General features: G+C 48.7%; 18 protein-coding genes. 7 read left to right on the forward strand and 11 right to left on the reverse strand.

The window, feature by feature from the left end; genetic code table 11:
• Window positions 1–17: 17 nt before the first annotated feature.
• From MKR94_RS09965 to ggt, 3 genes are all read right to left on the reverse strand, one after another.
• A complete protein-coding gene (locus tag MKR94_RS09965) occupies window positions 18–197 on the reverse strand; it encodes a hypothetical protein (protein ID WP_241646760.1) in 180 nt (59 codons plus the stop codon).
• 573 nt (window positions 198–770) lie between these two features.
• Window positions 771–869: a YoaK family small membrane protein gene (locus MKR94_RS09970; protein ID WP_143056398.1), complete on the reverse strand. Its 99-nt coding sequence runs from the start codon at window positions 867–869 to the stop codon at window positions 771–773.
• A gap of 94 nt (window positions 870–963) precedes the next feature.
• On the reverse strand, window positions 964–2,727 hold the full coding sequence (gene ggt, locus MKR94_RS09975; protein ID WP_241646761.1) for a gamma-glutamyltransferase: 1,764 nt from the start codon (window positions 2,725–2,727) through the stop codon (window positions 964–966).
• Window positions 2,728–2,941: 214 nt separating this feature from the next.
• On the opposite strand from ggt, the gene leuE reads away from it, so the two are divergent.
• Window positions 2,942–3,580 carry a leucine efflux protein LeuE gene (gene leuE, locus MKR94_RS09980; RefSeq protein ID WP_241646762.1) on the forward strand — a complete coding sequence of 213 codons (639 nt, stop codon included), beginning with the start codon at window positions 2,942–2,944 and terminating at the stop codon, window positions 3,578–3,580.
• A 38-nt stretch (window positions 3,581–3,618) separates the two neighbouring features.
• Here the strand turns inward: leuE and MKR94_RS09985 are convergent, their stop codons facing one another.
• Window positions 3,619–3,942 carry a DUF6388 family protein gene (locus MKR94_RS09985; protein WP_048911141.1) on the reverse strand — a complete coding sequence of 108 codons (324 nt, stop codon included), beginning with the start codon at window positions 3,940–3,942 and terminating at the stop codon, window positions 3,619–3,621.
• Between the two features lie 140 nt (window positions 3,943–4,082).
• On the opposite strand from MKR94_RS09985, the gene yedD reads away from it, so the two are divergent.
• Window positions 4,083–4,523 carry a lipoprotein YedD gene (yedD, locus tag MKR94_RS09990; RefSeq protein WP_241646764.1) on the forward strand — a complete coding sequence of 147 codons (441 nt, stop codon included), beginning with the start codon at window positions 4,083–4,085 and terminating at the stop codon, window positions 4,521–4,523.
• Between the two features lie 18 nt (window positions 4,524–4,541).
• On the opposite strand, the gene MKR94_RS09995 is transcribed toward yedD, so the two are convergent.
• The 3 genes from MKR94_RS09995 to fliD are packed head-to-tail and all read right to left on the reverse strand — an operon-like array spanning window position 4,542 to window position 6,659.
• Window positions 4,542–4,820 carry a hypothetical protein gene (locus MKR94_RS09995; RefSeq protein WP_241646765.1) on the reverse strand — a complete coding sequence of 93 codons (279 nt, stop codon included), beginning with the start codon at window positions 4,818–4,820 and terminating at the stop codon, window positions 4,542–4,544.
• 5 nt (window positions 4,821–4,825) lie between these two features.
• Window positions 4,826–5,218: a flagellar export chaperone FliS gene (fliS, locus tag MKR94_RS10000; protein WP_241646766.1), complete on the reverse strand. Its 393-nt coding sequence runs from the start codon at window positions 5,216–5,218 to the stop codon at window positions 4,826–4,828.
• Between the two features lie 10 nt (window positions 5,219–5,228).
• Complete coding sequence (gene fliD / locus MKR94_RS10005; RefSeq protein ID WP_241646767.1) at window positions 5,229–6,659, reverse strand: flagellar filament capping protein FliD; 1,431 nt, start codon at window positions 6,657–6,659, stop codon at window positions 5,229–5,231.
• Window positions 6,660–6,835: 176 nt separating this feature from the next.
• Between fliD and MKR94_RS10010 the strand changes: the two genes are divergently transcribed.
• Window positions 6,836–7,654, forward strand: a complete 819-nt coding sequence (locus MKR94_RS10010; RefSeq protein WP_241583408.1) for a flagellin N-terminal helical domain-containing protein — start codon at window positions 6,836–6,838, stop codon at window positions 7,652–7,654.
• 229 nt (window positions 7,655–7,883) lie between these two features.
• Complete coding sequence (locus tag MKR94_RS10015) at window positions 7,884–8,600, forward strand: RNA polymerase sigma factor FliA (RefSeq protein WP_241646768.1); 717 nt, start codon at window positions 7,884–7,886, stop codon at window positions 8,598–8,600.
• Between the two features lie 38 nt (window positions 8,601–8,638).
• On the opposite strand, the gene putA is transcribed toward MKR94_RS10015, so the two are convergent.
• Window positions 8,639–12,583, reverse strand: coding sequence for a trifunctional transcriptional regulator/proline dehydrogenase/L-glutamate gamma-semialdehyde dehydrogenase (putA, locus tag MKR94_RS10020; protein WP_241646769.1), 3,945 nt, complete (start codon window positions 12,581–12,583; stop codon window positions 8,639–8,641).
• Between the two features lie 375 nt (window positions 12,584–12,958).
• Between putA and putP the strand changes: the two genes are divergently transcribed.
• On the forward strand, window positions 12,959–14,440 hold the full coding sequence (putP, locus tag MKR94_RS10025) for a sodium/proline symporter PutP (protein ID WP_241646783.1): 1,482 nt from the start codon (window positions 12,959–12,961) through the stop codon (window positions 14,438–14,440).
• Window positions 14,441–14,511: 71 nt separating this feature from the next.
• Here the strand turns inward: putP and efeB are convergent, their stop codons facing one another.
• From efeB to efeU, 3 genes are read right to left on the reverse strand one after another with little or no spacing between them, the layout of a single operon-like run.
• Window positions 14,512–15,771, reverse strand: a complete 1,260-nt coding sequence (gene efeB, locus MKR94_RS10030) for an iron uptake transporter deferrochelatase/peroxidase subunit (RefSeq protein WP_241646770.1) — start codon at window positions 15,769–15,771, stop codon at window positions 14,512–14,514.
• 3 nt (window positions 15,772–15,774) lie between these two features.
• Window positions 15,775–16,980, reverse strand: coding sequence for an iron uptake system protein EfeO (efeO, locus tag MKR94_RS10035; protein WP_241646771.1), 1,206 nt, complete (start codon window positions 16,978–16,980; stop codon window positions 15,775–15,777).
• 20 nt (window positions 16,981–17,000) lie between these two features.
• Complete coding sequence (efeU, locus tag MKR94_RS10040) at window positions 17,001–18,533, reverse strand: iron uptake transporter permease EfeU (RefSeq protein ID WP_241646772.1); 1,533 nt, start codon at window positions 18,531–18,533, stop codon at window positions 17,001–17,003.
• A gap of 1,227 nt (window positions 18,534–19,760) precedes the next feature.
• Here efeU and phoH point away from each other — a divergent pair.
• Both phoH and MKR94_RS10050 read left to right on the forward strand, forming a co-directional pair.
• Complete coding sequence (gene phoH, locus MKR94_RS10045) at window positions 19,761–20,549, forward strand: phosphate starvation-inducible protein PhoH (protein WP_241583431.1); 789 nt, start codon at window positions 19,761–19,763, stop codon at window positions 20,547–20,549.
• 62 nt (window positions 20,550–20,611) lie between these two features.
• Window positions 20,612–21,094 carry a GNAT family N-acetyltransferase gene (locus MKR94_RS10050; RefSeq protein ID WP_241646773.1) on the forward strand — a complete coding sequence of 161 codons (483 nt, stop codon included), beginning with the start codon at window positions 20,612–20,614 and terminating at the stop codon, window positions 21,092–21,094.
• Window positions 21,095–21,203: the final 109 nt, after the last annotated feature.

Consider the following 21,203-nt stretch of genomic DNA (forward strand, 5'->3'; position numbering starts at 1 on the left):
ACCCTTTACTTAATCGGTCAAGGCGATAGGGGCGGATCATAGAGTTTAATGAGTGCGTCATTGACGATAAGGGTAGAGAGGGCTAGAAGGCGCTCTTCTTCTTGCTCGTTATAGAGACGATAGGAGTAGAGTTCGATAATTTGAATGTCAACGATATCCACCTCAAAAAAAGGGGCAAGGAACGCTATTTTAGTCATCAGCAATCTCCTTTTAACCAGGGTTGGGCTAAGTAGGATTAGGAGGAATCTCCGCCTTATGGGGCTGAGAGGAATAAGTATAGTGTATTGTCGGCTAGCTAAATGGAAAGTTAACGCTTAAATGATATTTTTATGATGGGGCTGAATAGATATTGCTGATTGCTCAGTCTTGGAGGCGGCGGTGATACCACGTTAAAGTCACTTGAGAATAGCGCCGGTGCGTAATGTCAGATAAAAAAAACCCGCACGAAGCGGGAAGTAGGAACATAACAGGATTTCGAATGAACATACTGACAGTCATCGGGGGGTGACTGTTCTTTTCCGGACGAAAAGAGTATGTCTTCAGTCATTAAGCGTAGTACGACTTACATGATAATCAACATTCTATTAGTTAACTTTGTGATTATTTGTGCGATAACTTGTTTTGAATAAAGGTGAGGCAGAACAGGCAAAAAAAACCCGCCATAAAGACGGGAAAAATTTTATTGCAGTATTCAGGATGTAACAGCATTGAGGTGCTATACCTATTCTGACTGGCACTTTTTCATAAAGTTCACAGAGTTTGCGAAAAAATTACGAACCCGGCAAGTAAGCGCCACTGGCAATAAACCAAATAAGTAACGCAACCCCCGCAACGATGATCGCTACGGGGAAAAGATAGCCTAATTTCATGATGCATCATTCCTTAGTGGGTAAAGCCCCCATTATCTCACGGACTGAACGAGAGGCAATCCCCATCGGTCAGATAATGGGTTTATCACTAAGGCTAATAGCCGCGGGCTGATCCTGCTGGGCGTCTGACATCATTCGCCCCATACAAAAAGCCCGGTCTGACGTTACCCGAAACGGCACTGTCGTTACCTGAACTTGGTGTGCCTACGCCCGCAGCACCCGGAAGCCCGACCATAATAAGCTCTGCTGCGCCCCAAGGCGTTTGCTCGACCGTGTGATAGCCCATCTTACCCAGAATATTCAAGGTATCGGCCGAGAGACCATTTTTCTCGTAGTAGACCTCATCGGGATACCACTGATGGTGGATCCTAGGCGCGTCCACCGCTTCTTGTGGTTTCATCCCAAAGTCGATGATATTTAGGGCAGTTTCTAAGGTAATAGTGATAATGCGTGATCCCCCCGGCGAGCCGAGCACTAAGAAGACTTTACCCTCCTTGGTAACCAAACTTGGACTCATGGAAGAGAGTGGGCGTTTACCCGGCGCGATACTGTTTGCAGTCCCCTGTACTAAACCATAGAGATTTTTTGCCCCAATTTTGGTGGTAAAGTCGTCCATCTCATCATTCATTAATACCCCTGTACCGGGTGCCATCACCACGGCACCAAAGCGTCCGTTCACCGTATAGGTGGTGGATACGGCATTGCCATAGTGGTCTACGATGGAGTAGTGTGTCGTTTCCGGCTTTTCACCGGTGGCTATCAGTGGCTTAACTTCTGTGGAGGGCGTCGCCTTATCTTTTTGAATTTTTTCACGCAACGATGCGGCGTACTGCTTATCCATTAATTTGGCCACGGGGTTTTGAACGAAGGCAGGATCGCCTAAGTAGGTATTTCTATCGGCATAACTAAAGCGAAGTGCCTCCGTCAAGGTATGTACCATTGCGGCAGAGTTAAAGCCCATCGATTTCAGGTCGTAGCCTTCCAAAATATTCAGTGTTTCACAGAGTGTCACGCCGCCTGAGCTAGGAGGCGGCGCTGAAACAAAGGTATAGCCACGATAGGTACAGGTGAGCGGGGCGAGTTCGGTGGCGTGATACTGTGCAAAGTCTTGGGCGGTAATGATACCGCCACCGGCTTTAGACGCCTGTTCAACGGCTTTAGGGAATTGACCATGATAGAAAGCATCTGGACCCTCTTTCGCGATACGTGACAGCGTACGCGCGAGGTCGGTTTGCCGTAAACGATCACCAGGTTGTAGCGGGGTACCGTCTGGACGTAGGAAGATTTTCGCCACCGCCGGGTCTTGTTTAAAATGCGCCACCGTGGTGTCGAGAATGTCAGTATCCGCACGGGTGAGGATGAAACCTTCTTTCGCTAGCTTGATCGCGGGGGCCATTACCGCTTGGCGGCTGAGTTTCCCATATTGACGACGTGCCATTTCCATACCCATCACCGTACCGGGAACGCCAGTGGCTTTCCAGCCATAGAGACTGCTACCGGCGATCAAGTCGCCTTGGGCATTTTGATACATTGCTGCGCTGGCGGCGGCGGGTGCCATCTCGCGGAAATTAATAAAGGTATCCTTACCGTTTGCCAAATGGAGGGTCATAAATCCACCCCCACCGATATTGCCACAACAAGGATTGACGACGGCTTGGGCATACCCCACTGCTACCGCGGCATCGATGGCGTTGCCGCCTTGTTTCAGAATATTAATCCCTACTTGAGTTGCTAAGTCTTGCGAGGTCACCACCATACCATTTTTGGCTTCGACGGCGGGAGCGGAAGCGGCTTGGACGAAGGGGGCTGGCGCTAAAACGAGTAACGCGAGGGCGGAGAGTGTGTATTTGCTTAACATTAAACTTTACCTTTTGAATTATTTTCTTCTACCTTAAACGGATAAGAAAAAAACTCAAGAAATTCAATGGGCTATCATAAGTAAAAACAATATCTGTGATAGCGCACAAAAAAAGCTCACCTTGGCTGGCGTTGTGGCTCGGCAATCTTTATCATTGGCTCCCTTTTATTCGCTATTTTTTGACATGTTAAGCGTGTATTGAGCGAGGTTTATCGTGTTTGCAGAGTATGGTGTGCTGAATTTCTGGACCTATGTCGCAGGAGCTATTTTTTTAGTCTTGATACCGGGTCCTAATACGCTTTTTGTTTTGAAGAATAGTATGAGCGGCGGGGTAAAGAGCGGTTACCAAGCGGCGGCGGCAGTATTTATTGGCGACGCGGTATTAATGTTTCTGGCTTACACAGGGGTTGCTACCTTAATCAACACTACGCCGGTGCTATTTAATGTGGTGCGTTACCTTGGTGCAGGTTATCTGCTTTGGTTGGGGCTTAAGATGCTTTACACCACGTTTAGCCAGCGTGAACAGAGCGCTGTAGCGCCGAGTAAAAAAGTGCGGGGTGCGGTGTTTAAACGCGCTTTAGTGTTAAGCCTGACCAATCCCAAAGCGATCTTATTTTACGTGTCGTTCTTCGTACAGTTTATTGACGTACAGAGTGCGCATCCGGGCATCGCCTTCTTTATTCTGGCGACAGTATTAGAAATCGCGAGCTTCTGTTATCTCAGCGTGCTTATTTTTAGTGGCTCGTCGCTGACTCGCGCGATTGGCTCACGCCAGCGTCTTGCTAAGGTTGGAAATTCAATGATAGGTCTGTTGTTTCTTGGATTTGCCGCTCGTTTAGTCACGATGCAGTAGCACCCAAAAAAAGCTCACGTTAACGTGAGCTTTTTTGACTATAGATGGTTTTTTTCGCAGAACTCTTCCCATGTCATTCCTAGTGCCTCAGCGTGGCTACGCAGGTAACTCTCAATCGCTTGCGCGGCGACGGCATTATCCGTTTCGACTAATTGAATAGAGAATATAATACCGTCTAATTGTTTTTGACGTATAAATGCGGCGTAGATACGCTCAGCATGAAGAGTACGCAGTTGTTCTACCGTCATGCCATTATCGCGAGCATCTTTTTCAGTCACTTCATCGAGTGCCACTTGAAAGTCTGGGTGGGCTGAGAAAAAAATATCGCGGGCTTGGGCATAGTACTGTTCTGGGGTTTTCATCGAAGGGCCTAGCTTTTGTAAGAATCTGAATTAATTATACCCGTTTCAGGCAAAGATGTCAGGGTTAGTCATTAGCTAGCTTGCATTGTGCTAGCGAAACATTATACCTTAGCGCCAGAAAAAATCTGTAGGGATGCCATATGAAAACTCGATTATTACTGTCACTTTTCGTGCTTGCGGGTTGTAGTCCGATTACTAATTATCAAACTATCGTCAAAACGCCAGCGCCACAATCACTGGAAGGGGTATGGCGGACATCAGGCCCACAATCCGGATTAGTCAGTAAAGATGCCGTCGGCTATTTAATTATTGACCCGGCGGGGAACACCTTAGACTGTCGTCAATGGCAACGCGTGATTGCTAAGCCAGGGAAGTTGAGCCGGATTGATAATCAATGGGTTAACGTCAATCATCAAGTTCGTATCATGCCGTTAACCCGTGAGAACGGTATGTTGCACTACGATCGACTCACCCTGACTAAGGTCTCTTCACCTAGCGCAGCATGCCAAAAAGCCCTTGCCGAAGCAAAGGCTCAACCTCAAGCAGAGACCATTCAAAATATTGAGATTGACGGTCAATAATGAGCGTATCAGGCGGGGTTAACCCGCATGATAGGCATGATTGATTTTATCTTGCGTCACCTGTTCAATTTGCGCGTTAACCTCTCTCTGCAATTGATAGAGAGAGGTTTCGACCCCCTCCTGAGCAGCCAATAGCTGCTGAATCATTGTTTGATTATCCATTTCCTCTAAATGTTGCACAGTGTGTGAATACGCCTCTGCCAGGGGAAGTAAAGCGGTGAAATCTTTTATCTCAAGCGCCTGCTGAATCTTATCGAGTAAATCGAGGCTTTGTTGTACCTCCGCAAGTAACGCCATGATGATTATCCCTCTTGGCTAAGTGACGTTTGCCATGCCACAGCAATGGTCTGCAGTAATTCACGGCAGTGGTCGAGTTTTAGGCGATCATTATGCAGATTCGCCAGCATCAATTGCTGTACAACATAATGAAACAGTGACAAAAGCTGTCCGGCGAGGGGATCCTCAGCATGAGGTTCAATGGCCTGTATCAGGCCAGTATCGATAATCGCGACGGCTTTCGCGATCATGTTGCCCTTATTGATGATGTCCTGATGCTCCATCGAAATGGCTGCGCGCCCTAAGGCATTCAAAGCGCCGTCAAATAACAGGGTCGTCAATTGATGTTGGCTGGCGCTTAACACCGAACTTTCCAGCCCCACTTGAGCATACACATTCGCGAGTTGACGTTTATTCATAGCGATAACCTTAATCGTCCGATGTAGAGAATTGTGCCGTCAGATAATCTTTGGTGGTATTCATCTGCGCGATAGTCTTTTTTAACTGGACGAACTGAGACTTATAGCGTGCCATGGTGGCATCAATGCGTGCTTGCTGCTGATCATAGCGAACCTCTAATTTATCGTAAGTGTCATTTAACGCATTGACTGCCGTTGTCAGCGTGCCTTTTGATGAATAGTTGTCACTTAAAATATTATCGAGAGCGTTGTTGGCTAGGGTACTAAAACCTGTGGTTTTCCCATCGCCCAAAAAGAACTGGTAAACCGCCTGAGGCGTTGAAGTTAATGCCGAGGAAAGCTTGGTCTCATCAATATTCAAGGTACCAATGCTACCATCTGCCGCTTTAGTGGTATTTTGGGTGATCCCCAGCTCAGCCATAATGGTTAAGGCACCCGATTGTGTGGTGTTTAGCACTGAGCGTAACTGATTTTGAATATCACGCACTGTACCGTTACCCATTAACGGGCCATTCGAACTGGTATCGCTCGACAATGTACTACCGCCAGTGTATTTGGTGATGTTGGTGATAACTGATTGCACGTTATTGTAGGCAGTCACCCAGGCTTTGATATTCTTTACGGCGTCAGCGGTATTATTGGCGATCTCCAGACGTTCTTCGCCGTTCGAAACCGCTTTAAGGTTTAAGGTCACACCATAAGGTGCGTCGGTGACGGTATTTGACGCACTTTGTACCTCGATACCGTTGACGACTAAGATGGCATCTTGTCCCGCTGTCGTTTGCTGCATACCCGTCGCCGAATCAGTTCCTGAGTAACCTATCAGTGCCTGCAGCTGATCGTCGCCAGAGACTGAGACACTCAGGGTATTATTTGCCCCTGTCTCTTTCGAGGAGAGTGACAAATAATACTCCCCATCATTCGACTTAATACTGGTTGCCACGACCCCAGCACCACTCTTATTGATGGCATTGATGATACCATTAAGGCTGGTATCACTGTCATCTAAGGCAATGGTTACTGGCTCACCATCACCGGTTTGTAAGGTCAAAGTACGATTTTGCGCACCCGCCATGCCGAGAGGCTGGTTGTTACTGCTGATGGCACGCGAAAGCAGCGTCTGAGCGGTAGCAAGCTGTTTGACATTGATTTGGTAACTGCCGACGCTTGCATTACTGTTACTGGTTGCAGTAAACGACTGGTTGGTACTGATGATACTGGTTGAATTCAATGCTGAGGTCGAGCTAAGGGCCGTCGTGGCTTTTTGTAACGATTCTAATGCACTACGTAGCTGGCCAAAGGCCGATATTTGGCTTTGAACGGTGGTGGCCTGCTGGGTAATGGGGGTTAAGCTTTGTGATTCATAGGTTTCTAACTCAGCATACATTGCATCGAGATTGAGTGTACTGTTTCCGATGTCTAGACTATTAATAACCGCCATGATGTCCTCTCTATCTAAAAATTGTAAAATCTTTATCGGCAAAATAGACAAAACAGTTAGTCAGCAGCAGTTAATTTTGCGCGATCGATAAAGTTCATTCAGCACCTGCCGATAATCCCTTTGACCACGTACTGAGACGCAGTACGTAACATTCACTCAGAGAAAAGGAATTGAATATGGCTGTTATTAATACCAATATCATGTCTCTAACCACTCAAAATAACCTGAATAAATCACAATCGGCATTGGGGACGGCCATTGAGCGCCTCTCTTCTGGGCTGCGTATTAATAGTGCTAAAGATGATGCTGCCGGGTCAGCCATTGCCAACCGCATGTCGTCTAACATTCGTGGGTTAACACAGGCTTCGCGTAATGCAACGGATGGCATTTCACTGGCGCAGACCGCAGAGGGTGCGTTAAACGAAATGAACTCCAACTTACAGCGTATTCGTGAGCTGACAGTTCAAGCGAAAAATGGGACCAACAGTGCCGAAGACGTGAAATCAATTCAAGCAGAGGTCGACGCACGTCTATCGGAAATTACCCGTATCGGTACCGCGACGACCTTCAACAACATCAAATTATTCGATAGCGATCAAAGTATTAATATCCAAGTGGGTGCGAATGATGACGCGGCAGCAAACGTTATTACTATCTCATTAACGGATGATGGTTTTAAATCCTCTGCACTGGGCGCAGCCTTCACTGTCAGTGGGGACGATGCCTCACTTGCCGAGATCGATAAACGTATTGCCTCAGTCGACTCCGCGCGCAGTAGCTTAGGTGCGATTCAAAACCGTTTCGAATCGACCATTAATAACCTGAACACGACAGTGAACAACTTGAGCGCTTCACAATCTCGAATCCAAGATGCGGACTATGCGACAGAAGTTTCAAGCATGTCACGTGCGCAAATCTTGCAACAGGCGGGAACTTCTGTACTGGCTAAAGCGAACCAAGTCCCACAAACCGTTTTATCTCTTTTACAAGGCTAATAACGGCAGTACTAAAGAAAAAACCTCTTAACCTAGCGGTATTGACGGCCCGACTCCCAAAGTGGACTCGGGCCGTTTTTAATTTCGATGCTCAATGTTACACCGTTTTGCAGGAAGAAAATCTTCTCTTCAAGCTCATCCTAAAAGCATGTTTTTTTCCTGCGATAAGAAATGATTCCTACCCTCGATAATATTCAGTATGAATAAATAGAGAAACAGGAACTGCACAGTGGAGTGTCTATATAATCAGGAAGGATTGCAGAGTGAAGCCATTGATTGGCCGCGCTACCTACAGTTAGTACGGCATGAGGCATTGAGGCTACAGGTACGTTTGCCCGCCAGTGTTGATCTTGATGATTTAATCCAAGCGGGGGCAATCGGGTTGATGAATGCGATATCACGTTATGATGCTCAGCAAGGCACTGCGTTTACCACCTATGCCGCTCAGCGTATTCGTGGCGCAATGCTAGATGAATTGCGCAATCTAGACTGGGCACCACGTCGCGTACGCAGAGACGCGCGAAATGTTGCCGCGGCAATTGCCAAAATTGAGCAGAGAAGCGGCTGTCATGCAACAGAAACAGAGATTGTCTCTGCTCTAAATATCAGTCGAGAAGAGTATCGCACCATTCTGATGGAGACGAACAATAGCCAGTTATTTTCATTAGATACACTCTATGAGGACCATAGCGATGCGATCGACCATTTATTTCTGGCTTCGGACGATCAAAACCCCCTCGACGCCTTGGTTGATCAGGATCTGCGTCAACAGATTATTGCGGCGATTGGGCTGCTTCCTGAACGAGAGCAACAGGTACTCAGTTTGTATTACCAAGATGAGTTGAATCTAAAAGAGATTGGGGCGGTGTTGGGGGTGGGGGAGTCTCGGGTCAGTCAGATTCATAGTCAAGCTATCAAAAGGCTCAGTAGTCGATTAAAGGGATAAGCAAGGCATGGGGAGATGCCTTGCTGTGTTTTTATCGATTAACCAATCGTCATTAAGCTTGCATTGCCCCCGGCTGCTGCTGTATTGACGCTGACAGAGCGTTCGAATAAGAAGCGCTCCAGCGCAATACTGGTTTCGCCTTGGTCATAGCCTTGAACGATAGCGATTGGTCCTGAACGTTCAGCCACTTGTTGGCATAACGTCGAGAGTTGATCGGTATCACCGTGGTATATGACGGCATCATAGCGGTCGCTAATGGCTTCAGCCGAGAGATCGATACAGTTGCGTACCGCATCCGGCAGGGTAGCGAGTAGCTGACGGTGCTCGGCATCATCAGGCCAGAGTGCGCGACTGCCACAAGCGGTGACGGCGGCTAACTGAATCAGTCGATCAGAAGGCTGTTTAGCGATACAGAGCACGCGGGCACGCGGGAGTAATTGATAGGTATTACGTTCCCCTGTTGGGCCTGGGAGTAACGCGATACGATTCGACACCGTAGTATCGCGGTACATCTCACACGCCTGTGCAAGAACGCTATGGTCGTTCTGCTCAGCCCACAATTGTAAGGCGCTTACTGGAGCAACATCTGAAGGCTGATCCGCGGTAGAATGCAATGGTAGCCGTGACAGTGTCACTTTCGAGGCGTTATTCGGCGCACTCGATAGGAGACGAGTGAGGTAGAGTGGTCCGCCGGCCTTAGGCCCGGTACCTGATAATCCCTCACCACCAAAGGGTTGCACCCCGACAACGGCACCGACCATATTCCGGTTAACATAGAGGTTACCGGCATGCATACGTTCAGTGGCTAGGCTGATGGTTTCATCGATGCGGCTGTGTACACCAAAGGTCAGCCCATAGCCTAATTGGTTAATCTCAGTCAGTAGTCGAGTGAGGTGCTTACTGTTGTAGCGCACCACATGTAATACCGGACCAAAGATCTCACGGGTGAGATCGGCTGCTGAATTAAGCTCGATCAGGGTCGGGCGAACGAAGGTACCTTGTGACAGAATCTGCGCATCGTTTTCACCATGCCAGCTGAATTGAGTCACCTTAAAGCCACGCTGCTGCATATCGTCAATATGATTAACAATATTGTCCCGTGCCTCTTCATCGATCACCGGGCCAATATCGGTGGTCAGTAGTTCTGGATTACCGACACGATATTCTGCCATGGCCCCTCGTAACATTTTAAGCGTGTGATCTGCGATATCTTCCTGTAAACAGAGTAAACGTAATGCGGAGCAACGTTGGCCGGCACTATCAAAAGCTGAGGCTACAATATCTACCACGACTTGTTCAGTCAGCGCTGAAGAGTCGACCACCATCGCGTTAATCCCACCGGTCTCGGCGATAAGTGGAATCGGACGGCCTTGTGGATCGAGGCGTTTAGCTAGTTCGCGTTGTAGTAGGGTGGCGACCGCTGTCGACCCTGTAAACATCACCCCGCGTGTGCGTTTATCGGCCACCAGACGGGCTCCCACAGTTTCCCCATCACCTGGAAGAAATTGCAGCACGCCTTGCGGAATACCGGCTTCCAATAAGATCGATACAGCCTGATAAGCGATTAACGGCGTCTGTTCCGCCGGTTTAGCCAGCACAGTATTACCTGCTGCCAGTGCCGCAGCAACTTGACCGGTAAAGATTGCCAGCGGAAAGTTCCACGGGCTAATACAGACGATTGGGCCAAGAGGACGATGTGTCTCATTATCAAAGTCCTGGGTCACTTGGTCTGCGTAGTAGGTTAAAAAGTCAACGGCTTCACGCACTTCAGCAATGGCGTTCACGTAGGTTTTACCGGCTTCTCTCACCAGCAGCCCCATCAGTGATTGTAATTGACCTTCCATTAACATCGCTGCGCGTTTCAGAATTGCTGCGCGCTCTTCAGACGGTGTTGCAAACCAGATTGCGCTGGCTTCATGACTCGCATCTAAGGCAAGATCGACTTGTGCCTCGCTGGCGTTGATGACTTCGCCAACGATATCAGTTAAGTAAGAGGGATTGCGTACCGGTTGTGCGGCAGCATTTTCGCTCTCTACACCCAGCACGGGTTTGGCAATCCACGATTGCGAGGCAGTGGTGAGCAGGGCGCTGGATAGCGAGGCTAAACGATGTTCATTCGCCATATCCAAACCTGAGGAGTTAGCACGGCTGCCATACAGCTCCCTTGGCAGAGGAATACGGGGATGCGGAAGCCCTACCTGTCCTTCTTCTCGAGTGAAGGTATTAATGGTTGCGACGGGGTCGACGATCAGATCTTCAACGCTTAACGATTTATCGGCGACGCGGTTAACAAAGGAGGTATTCGCTCCATTCTCTAACAGGCGACGGACTAAGTAAGCGAGTAAGGTTTCATGAGTACCCACCGGGGCATAGATCCGGCATGGGCGATTGAGTTTCCCATCGGCCGTTTTACCGACGACTTGGTCATAAAGTGGTTCACCCATGCCATGCAAGCATTGGAATTCATATTGGCCAGGGTAGTAGTTATTGCCTGCCAACTGATAGATCGTTGCTAAGCTATGGGCATTGTGTGTAGCGAATTGCGGATAAATCAGATTAGGCGCCGCTAACAGTTTTCTTGCACACGCAATATAGGCGGCATCGGTATACACTTTACGAGTGTAGACCGGATAATCTTCCAGACCTTCCACCTGCGCACGTTTAATTTCGCTATCCCAGTATGCGCCTTTAACGAGACGGATCATAAGACGACGTTGGCTACGCGCGGCCAAATCAATCAGTTCATCAATCACAAAAGGACAGCGTTTTTGGTAAGCTTGAATAACAAAGCCAATCCCGTTCCAGCCAGACAGTGCGGGTTCAAAACAGAGCTTCTCAAGTAAATCTAATGAGAGTTCAAGACGGTCAGCCTCTTCTGCATCAATATTGATGCCAATATCGTACTCGCGGGCAAGCAGCGTCAAAGACTTGAGAATAGGGTACAGCTCTTCCATCACGCGGTCATATTGCGCGCGTTGATAGCGCGGATGGAGGGCCGAAAGTTTAATGGAGATGCCCGGGCCTTCATAAATACCCCGACCGTTCGACGCTTTCCCAATTGCATGGATCGCCTGTTGGTAAGAGTGCAGGTAGGCTTTGGCATCTTCGGCAGTGAGTGCGGCTTCACCGAGCATATCGTATGAGTAACTGAAGCCTTTATCTTCTAACTTACGGGCATTCGCTAAGGCTTCGGCAATAGATTCTCCGGTGACAAATTGTTCGCCCATCAGGCGCATCGCCATGTCGATCCCTTTACGGATCAGTGGTTCACCACTTTTCCCGATAATGCGGTTGAGGGAACGCGACATGTTGACTTCGTTGTGGGTTGACACCAATTTTCCGGTAACCAGTAATCCCCAAGTTGCTGCATTGACGAACATGGAATTACTTTGTCCAAGGTGAGCAGACCAATCACCATGGCTAATTTTGTCGCGGATAAGCGCATCACGCGTTGGTTTATCGGGGATTCGTAATAGGGCTTCGGCTAAGCACATTAAGGCAACCCCTTCCTGAGAGGAAAGGGAGAACTCTTGCAAAAGACTCTGTACTAAACCGGAACGCCCGCCTTGGTTCTTCTGATTACGTAATTTTTCGCTTAAGTGCAGGGCTAGGGCATGGACTTTCTCTGCAACCTCTGGACTCACTTTCGCTTGTTCAAGCACCATAGGCACCATATCCACTTCCGGACGACGCCATGCGGCAGTCACTGCAGAACGCTTGACGCTTTGTGGCAGGACATGCTCTGCAAACTCCAAGAAAGGCTGATAAGGCGTAGCGATATCGGCGGCATCTTGGGCATTCGGCTCAGTCGACGAGGCGGAAGCCGTCGGATAAATGGTTTCACCCGCTTCAACCTGTGTAAGCAGGTTAAAGATAGCCTGTTTAATTAGCCAGTGCGGTGTGCGGTCTATTTTTACCGCTGCACGCTTAAGTCGTTCGCGGGTTTCATCATCAAGTTTTACGCCCATGGTGGTGTGTGCCATGCCAGTTCCTCATTAAAGAAGTCGATAAAAGGTTGCACCTTGACTATCTCTTGAGTTGCACCTTTAGCGCAACCCATTTGTAGAAAAAAAGTGAACAAAATTAAATAAATAATAATTACTAGTGGATTTATTCAAAATAAAAGCAGTTATAAGTGCGATTTAGTTCAAATAAAACGCTTTGCAGCATAAAAAAATTTGATCCAGATCCCTGTTTTGTAAAGAGTGAAGTGAAGCTTATCGCTTTTATGTTAAAAGTTTGTGTCAGTTGCAACCAATAGTGCAACTTTCATGATGTGAAAGATGGACAGCAGCAATAAAAAAAAGAATATCTTAATTAGGAAAACTCATTGATAATACTAATAAAATAGAGGATTAATCATGGTAAGTACTCCCTTGTTAGTGACGTTCTGTATCTATATTGCAGGAATGTTACTTATCGGTTTTATGGCATGGCGCTCGACGAAAAACTTTGACGATTTCATCTTGGGTGGTCGCAGTCTGGGCAGTTTAGTGACCGCGTTATCGGCGGGTGCTTCCGATATGAGTGGCTGGTTATTAATGGGGCTACCTGGCGCTATTTTCTTATCGGGAATTTCGGAAAGTTGGATAGCGATTGGTTTAGTGCTTGGTGCTTGGGTTAACTGGAAAATTATCGCTGGCCGTCTACGGGTACAAACGGAGCATCACGGCAACGCCTTAACCCTGCCAGATTATTTTACTCATCGTTTTGAAGATCACAGTAAAATCTTACGTGTTATTTCAGCGCTGATTATTCTCGTCTTTTTCACCATCTATTGTGCTTCAGGTATCGTCGCGGGGGCGAGACTCTTCGAAAGTACTTTCGGTATGGACTACACAACGGCCCTCTGGGCAGGTGCGGCAGCAACTATTGCTTATACCTTCTTAGGCGGGTTCTTGGCGGTCAGTTGGACCGATACCGTTCAAGCCAGTTTAATGATTTTCGCACTGATTCTTACACCAGTGATGGTAATAATGGCCGTGGGTGGCGTAGACAGTTCATTAGACATTATTCGCCATATTGATCCACAGCGTTTAAATATCTTCAACAATCTTAGCGTGGTGGCGATTATCTCGTTACTCGGCTGGGGTTTGGGCTATTTCGGGCAACCGCATATTTTAGCGCGTTTTATGGCTGCCGATTCCCATCGCACCATGCGTAGCGCACGCCGTATCGGCATGACTTGGATGATTCTCTGTTTAGGTGGTGCGGTGGCGGTCGGCTTCTTTGGCATTGCCTATTTTGCTGATAATCCCTCACAGGCAGCGGAGGTAAACGGTAATAGCGAGCGTATTTTTATTGAACTAACGCGTATTCTGTTTAACCCTTGGATCGCCGGTATTTTACTTTCCGCTATTTTAGCGGCAGTGATGTCAACGTTGAGTTGCCAGCTGCTGGTGTGTTCCAGTGCTTTAACGGAAGACTTCTATAAAGGTTTCATTCGTAAAAATGCGGGCCAACGCGAGAAAGTATGGGTAGGTCGTTTAATGGTGCTTATTGTTGCGCTGATTGCGATAGCGTTAGCCAGCAATCCAGAAAATAAGGTACTAGGCTTAGTCAGTTATGCTTGGGCCGGTTTCGGCGCGGCATTTGGGCCGGTGATTCTGCTTAGCGTGTGTTGGTCAGGGATGAGCCGTAACGGGGCGTTGGTCGGTATGATTGCCGGGACACTTACGGTTATCATCTGGAAACAGTTTGCGTGGTTTGGCTTGTACGAAATTATCCCTGGCTTCCTGTTCGCGACAGTGGCGATCGTCTTGGTCAGTCTCTGCGGAAAAGGGCCTTCACAACAGGTGCGTGATCGCTTCCAACAGGCCAATCAAGAGTACCTGCAATAACGGGGGATCGCTCTCCGGTACGATGGATTGCGGCAGATAAGTGACAACGCGCTTATCTGCCGGATTGCGCGCTAGCTAAAAAGCGCTGCACCGATATAACTGCCTTCTTTTGCAGCAGGAGGTACAAAGAATAGTCCGCTACCAATATGCGAGATATATTCATTTAGGGCATCGGAGGCCCCTAGTTTACGCTGCAAGGTTTCGAAATGGGCAGGATCATTCTGGTAACTGATAAACAGTAATCCAGCATCAAGTTGCCCATACGGATTTAACCCATCGGTGTAGTTATAAGACCGCCGTAAAATCCTCACTCCTTGATTATTTTCATGCGCTGCTAAGCGGATATGCGCGGTAGCCGGTATCACTAATTCGCCCTCGCTGTCTTGTTTGTGAAAATCAGGAGGATCAAATTCATGGGTGCCTGATAGTGGCGCACCAGAGAGTTTATGGCGACCAAATACCTGATTTTGATCGCTAACGCGATCAGTATCCCAGTTCTCAATGTTCATCTTAATTTTACGCACCACTTGATAACTACCTTCTTGCTGCCAAGTGGGGCCATCTTTAATCCATACATGTTGAGAAAACTCAGTGTCCTCAACTAAGTTACGGGTACCGTCTTTAAAACCAAATAAATTGCGTGGGGTCTCTTGGCCTTTTCCTGCGGAGGCCCGACCAAAGCCCATTACGGTCCAGCGGGTTTGGGCGGTTCCTGTACTTTTAGCAATACGGGCTAAGACGCGAATAGCATGGTAGGCCACTTGCGGGTCATCGGCACAGGCTTGCAGAGAGAGATCGCCGCCAGTCAATTCTGGTTGCAGATTATCACTGGGCAATGCCGCCAGCGGCCGTAAGTGTGGAGGACATTTTGCGGCAAGGCCGTAAGCATCGGTAAAAAGCGAGGGGCCCATGCCAATCGTTACGGTTAAGGAAGCGGGGTCTAGACCTACCGCCTCGCCGGTATCCGTACCAACACTGCCTACTCTCGAGGGTTCGACGGTGCCGACGGCTGCACCCTGAACCAATTGAGCGATAGCCGCCGACCAGCGGGCGAGCAATATTTGCAGTGCTTGCTGAGTGGGCGTCGTCATATCAAAAGTCATAAACATAATATGACGTTGGGGCGGTGTCGTAATGCCTGCTTGCCCATGGTCGCCATAAAATGGCCACTGATGGGAGAGGTCGATATTATCCTTCTCGCTGGCCTCTGTGGCAGAGGCCAGTGTTGGGGAGAGGGCAGGGAGCGTCAGCGCGCTGGCTAACGATCCTTTTAACATATTACGACGCGAGACGAGGCCATGGGTAAATCGTGGCTTATCGTGACGACTCATCACTTAGGCTCCAGCGTGTGTAGCGACTTTCTCAGCGATATGGGAAAGCGGCTCTTGTAAGGCTTGTATTGCACGGCTTAATTTCGCCGCATTTTCTGCTTTCAGCGACTGAGTGTAAGGACGATAGCCGCCTAAACTTTGACTATCACGGTACTGATCAAGCAATTTGCGCACCGCACTAAATTGTTCGCTAACCTGCTGGGTCAGTGCCGGATCGATTTTTGCCAAGCCAGGCTGTAAATAGGCAAAGGCTTGCATTGCCCCTTCGACGTTCCCTGCAAAGTCGACCAAATCGATATGGCTGTAAGCTTCTTCCTCACCATTGATTTTGGTACTTTGCACCTCTTCGAGCAGGTCTGCGGCACCGTTGGCTAAATCTTCAGGTTTATAGGTGAGACCTTTGACTTGTTTATTTAATTCTGCAACGTGCGTGACTAAACCTTGGGCGGTTTGCTTCGTTTTCTTATCAATCTTTCCTTTCTCGAAGAGGTCGCGTTCAATAGCATGGAAGCCATGCCAGCCGACTGCTGGGTCGAGATTCGAAGCGCGCATATCGATGAGATAGTCTAGGTTGCCGGCATTATTCGTCGCTTTGTAGCCGGGGAGTAAGAAGCCGTCGACATCAGATTCAATACGCTCGTAGAAAGGGCGAGCCTGCGCGTAGGCGATTTTTGCTTGCTCCAGCTGACCAGCATTGATGGCCGTTTGCAGTTTCGCAACGGCGCTGACCATGCCAGCAACGGTACTTTCTACATAGCGACCGTAGTCGTCTGTCCCCTGTTTTAATAGGGTGCTGATGCTATCGGAGGATTGTGCGCTTCGCTGGCCGTTCACGGTAAAGTCGACTAATTCTTTTGCAGCGCCAGGGCAGTAAAGCTGATAATTGCCACCCTCTAGGTTAAGGGTAAATTTTACCGCCGGTAGGCCGGGCGCGAGGTTTTCTTTTTCGCCCAAAATACGGTTATTACTGAGCAGTTCGATCTCAGTGATCGCGGTGGCGGTTTTATTCACGATGTTAAAGGTGACGGGTCCTGCCTTGACCTTATTCGTATCGAGTTGACATTGTCCGCCGTTATCGCCCGTTAAGGTAATATTTACCTGAGCGACGTCGGGCGTTGTGGCGGCATGAGAGGCGCCTGCAGTGAGTAAGAATAACGCAAGGGTACTCAACTTTAGAGCGGGGTGGCGTAATAATTGCTGTTTCATCATAGTCGTTATCTCATTATATTTTAAGCGTTATGGTGTGATCTTTTTTTGCTACGGACGCTTAGCGCGAGTGCACCGAGACTCATTACCACTAATACGATAGGTAACTTATGCTGCAGGAAATCGTAGACATTCTCTGTCTCTTGATAAGCGGTTAATGCTTGGTTTGTGTGACGTTGCCAGACTGCACTTGTCTGCCATGGGCAGCCTACGACAGTGGGGGGTAGCGTCACACCTAGCAATCTTGGTGATGGTAAGCCACTGCCACTTAAAGTTAACAGGCTATTGGCGGTACTGTGTGCCGCGATAATTTCTCCATGCTGCACGGTGAGCGTGATCTGACAACTCAACTGCCACTGGCTTTGATAGGGGCCAGGGTGCTGTTGAGGATGTAGCCCAGGGGGAACGCGTTGGTGATAAAGTGCAATGACTTGGTCCAGCGAGAGCTGATTCGGGGCATCAGGCCATTGACCCTTAAGCGTGACGGTGTGCTCTTCCGGTACGGGCGTGACTGGGGCGGCACTAAAGGGCATAAAGCGCGTAGACTGACCGGTAAGGGTTAACTCGAGACCGTCGGCTGTACGCAGCAAGGTGCCGATAGGCACTTCGCTGTCATCTTGCGGCGTGACCAGTGGCAGAGACTGTGCTGAGTGAAACGCGGGAGGCGAAAGTAATTTGGCACAGATTATTGCGCCGACCAGTGTGACCAGACTTAGGCTCTGCAATAGGCGGTAAGCGACCCTTGGACTTGGCTGATAGCGTTGTGGCCAAGCCAAGATTAAAACGAATAGCACGAGATAGCTTAGCCAGCCTAATAGCTCTGCAGTGCGTGGGTCGGCAGGGATCCCCAGTACGCCGGTGATGAGCGCGGCACGGATCGAGCCTGCTGGCAGTAACCAATAGAGGTCCAACACCTTATGTTGGCCGATCAATAGCCAACCCGCTTCGTGAGCACTGCGCAGGGCAGAGACCACTAACCCAGCAGCCACGACGACCAAGAAAATACCGGTTATTTTAAAGAAACGTCCGAGATTAAGACGTATACCGCCACGATATATCCCCCAACCGATCATTAGCGCCAGTAACAGGCCAACCACTGCGCCAACAGTCGCCCAGATCGATGATTGCGCGGCGGAGAAAGTCGCTAACATAAAGACGCTGGTTTCGAAACCCTCTTTGAGGACGGCTAGAAAAGCCATAGTCGGTAAGGCCCAGCGGCTCGATTGGCGTAAGGCTAGGCTTGCCTCGTTCTCAAGTTGATATTTCAGTTGTGGTGCATGGTGCTGCATCCAAATAATCATACTGCTGACGAAGATCACAGCAATGGCGCCGATTATTGCCTCCATCGCCTCTTGTTCTGCTTGAGGTAAAGCGTGTTCAGTGAGACTGAGTCCGATGCCTACTGCTAGGGAAAGTAATACGGCAGCGAAGACACCCCACCACATGGGGACTAATGATTGCTGATTTTTTCGTAAAAAGGTCGCGATGATACTGACGATTAGAACGGCTTCTAACCCTTCACGTAACGCGATAACCAAGGTGGCTAGCACGGTCACTGTCTCTAGGTAAATTAACGTAAATAGGAATGGTTAGTAATATCATTTCCATTTAGTTTTGTAAAAGTATTCTAAGCTGTTATATGACCCGCCAACAGGATTTTTCGTATCAGAATATGTCGTTTAGCCGGCGGGTGAGCTCGCTTTGCGTAAGGTTACTGAGTAGCTTGGGCGTGCGTTAGTGTTTCCTCTCTCGGCGATGCGCCGATGGGCTGTAAGTGGGAAAGATATTTTGCACTGGATTGCCTGACGATATCGTCTCCCCGCTGCAGAATATTTCGCCCTTTAAAGGCCTCATAGATTTTGGCAAAACGAAACGGGGCTAATCGATCCCTTATCGAGCAAACGCTCTGGACGGGCAGTGGCAACAGGTCAGGATAGCTTCAGATAAAAGAGACTGTAGCGCCACCGGGCGTAACCTGAATCATTTCCCTGCTAAGAGTACGCCCTCTTCTGTCGACCAATGTAAGACACTTTCTCCCGCAAAGTGCCGGCCTGAACGGATTAAGCGTACCTGTGAGGTTCACGATAAGCTCTCTCGCTCCCACAACCTCATCGCAGGGGCGCGACGCATAACCCATTGATCACTATGGAGATAAATCGGAGCGTGAAATTCAGCGGCTCAATCTTGCTTGCACAGTGGTGTAGTCGTGGGGATGCAATAAAGCGATGGTGATTAATCCGCCTAAAGTATGGGTCAAGCTTTGAGTGGCCTCATCAAGACAGGCAATACAATCCCATAAGATATTGCTCTCAGGGCTGAGTGAATGTTTTCGCGCTTGGTAAGGTCGAGCTTCACGGGCGCTCTCGGGGGGGGAGAGAGGGTATGATTTAGGGTGATGACTCGAGCACGAATGAAGTGATTATCACAAAAATGTCATTTTTGAGTGATAAATGTAATAAGTGTTGATTTGTACTATAGTTTATAGACATGATGAGCAGGCAACATCGTTCTATCATAACAACTGTTGGGAGATCGCGAATGAGACGACCTGGGGCAGTGGGTAAACGACTTCTTTCACACTGTGCGCCGTGTTGTGCCATGCTTTCCTCCTGTTCCTTTCCTCTAACCGCGATCTATTCGCTTATACAGCTATCTTGCGACAATGTACGTCAACGACTTCTAATCTCAGGCAGTAAGGCTCATAAGGAAGCTAACCTCTAAAGCGTTCAACTATACGTCGCCATTGGGCAGACGGTAACTGAAACCAACAGTAAGGTGCCATCATGGGAAGACAAAAAGCAGTAGTCAAAGCACGTCGTGAAGCAAAACGCGTCCTTCGTAGTGATGCGCGGAGCCATCGTTCACGCGAAGAAGAATCAGTCTCCTCCTTGGTTCATATGAGTGGTCTTGATGCAATCGGTATGGCGCGAGATGTCCGTGACCGTCAACCGATCGTTGCACGTAATGCTTCACAAGCCCATTATTTGCAGGAAATTACCACAAAATCATTGATTTTCGCTACAGGCGAAGCGGGGTGCGGTAAAACCTGGATCAGTACCGCTAAAGCCGCAGAAGCCTTAATTAACAAAGATATCGAGCGAATCATTGTGACTCGCCCAGTGTTACAAGCCGATGAAGACTTGGGTTTCCTCCCTGGCGACATTTCTGAAAAATTTGCTCCTTACTTCCGGCCGGTCTATGACGTATTAGTCAAACGCTTGGGGTCCTCTTTTATGCATTACTGTTTACGCCCTGAAATTGCGAAAGTTGAAATTGCTCCTTTCGCTTATATGCGGGGCAGAACCTTTGAGAATGCGTTCGTTATTCTTGATGAAGCGCAGAACGTTACCGCTTCACAAATGAAAATGTTCCTCACTCGCTTAGGGGAAAACGTAACCGTTATCGTCAACGGCGATATTACCCAATGTGACTTACCAGCAGGTGTTAAATCCGGGCTTGCTGATGCGATGCAGCGTTTTTCTGATGATGACGTTGTCGGGGTGGTACGCTTCAGTGCAGAAGACTGTGTTCGCTCAGAGCTCTGTCAACGCACACTGCTTGCCTATCAATAATCAGTTGTGTCATCGACCGCCCAGTAGGGCGGTTTTTTATTTATCGTTATTGAGGGAGGAGCATGAGTATAAGGATTAGAAGGGCGCGGGGCGATGAGGCTGAGTTATGTTGGCGTATTCGTAATCTAGCGATCATCGCACAGTGCCAAGCTTGCTATCCTTTATCCGCCATTCGCGCGTGGACGCCAGAAAAAATGCCTGATGGTTACCGGCAGGCTATCCTGCAAAATCCCTTTTATGTTGCAGAAAATGTGCAACATCAGCTCCTGGCGACCGGGTATCTAGATGTCGAGAAGCAGCGTGTTGAGGCGATGTTTACTTCACCTGAAGCCATGCGACAGGGGATCGCGGCGCGTATCATGACCTGCATTAAACAAGAGGCGCTGGCGCGAGGCATAAATGCCCTCACACTTTCTTCTACCCCTAATGCTCAGGGGTTTTATCTTAAACAGGGGTTTCAATGCCTGCGTAATGATACCCACTATTCGCCTGCTGCCAGTTATACCTTTGACTGCATCGAGATGCTTTACCGGCCAGAACAGTAAGCGATTCAGGGATCAGCATGTCGTTACTGACCCAATTAGGAATTCGTTATCCGATTTTTTAGCACCGATGGCTGGCGTGTCCCCCTTACTAGCCAGTCAGGTTTCTGAG

This window comes from Rosenbergiella metrosideri (assembly GCF_022602565.1).
Lineage (GTDB): Bacteria > Pseudomonadota > Gammaproteobacteria > Enterobacterales > Enterobacteriaceae > Rosenbergiella > Rosenbergiella metrosideri.

Bases quoted from the DNA above. Each gene is read 5' to 3' on its own strand.
- MKR94_RS09965 (WP_241646760.1), bottom strand. From the start codon at position 197: ATGACTAAAATAGCGTTCCTTGCCCCTTTTTTTGAGGTGGATATCGTT.
- MKR94_RS09970 (WP_143056398.1), bottom strand. From the start codon at position 869: ATGAAATTAGGCTATCTTTTCCCCGTAGCGATCATCGTTGCGGGGGTT.
- ggt (WP_241646761.1), bottom strand. From the start codon at position 2,727: ATGTTAAGCAAATACACACTCTCCGCCCTCGCGTTACTCGTTTTAGCG.
- MKR94_RS09985 (WP_048911141.1), bottom strand. From the start codon at position 3,942: ATGAAAACCCCAGAACAGTACTATGCCCAAGCCCGCGATATTTTTTTC.
- yedD (WP_241646764.1), top strand. From the start codon at position 4,083: ATGAAAACTCGATTATTACTGTCACTTTTCGTGCTTGCGGGTTGTAGT.
- MKR94_RS09995 (WP_241646765.1), bottom strand. From the start codon at position 4,820: ATGGCGTTACTTGCGGAGGTACAACAAAGCCTCGATTTACTCGATAAG.
- fliS (WP_241646766.1), bottom strand. From the start codon at position 5,218: ATGAATAAACGTCAACTCGCGAATGTGTATGCTCAAGTGGGGCTGGAA.
- fliD (WP_241646767.1), bottom strand. From the start codon at position 6,659: ATGGCGGTTATTAATAGTCTAGACATCGGAAACAGTACACTCAATCTC.
- MKR94_RS10010 (WP_241583408.1), top strand. From the start codon at position 6,836: ATGGCTGTTATTAATACCAATATCATGTCTCTAACCACTCAAAATAAC.
- putA (WP_241646769.1), bottom strand. From the start codon at position 12,583: ATGGCACACACCACCATGGGCGTAAAACTTGATGATGAAACCCGCGAA.
- efeB (WP_241646770.1), bottom strand. From the start codon at position 15,771: ATGAGTCGTCACGATAAGCCACGATTTACCCATGGCCTCGTCTCGCGT.
- efeO (WP_241646771.1), bottom strand. From the start codon at position 16,980: ATGATGAAACAGCAATTATTACGCCACCCCGCTCTAAAGTTGAGTACC.
- phoH (WP_241583431.1), top strand. From the start codon at position 19,761: ATGGGAAGACAAAAAGCAGTAGTCAAAGCACGTCGTGAAGCAAAACGC.
- MKR94_RS10050 (WP_241646773.1), top strand. From the start codon at position 20,612: ATGAGTATAAGGATTAGAAGGGCGCGGGGCGATGAGGCTGAGTTATGT.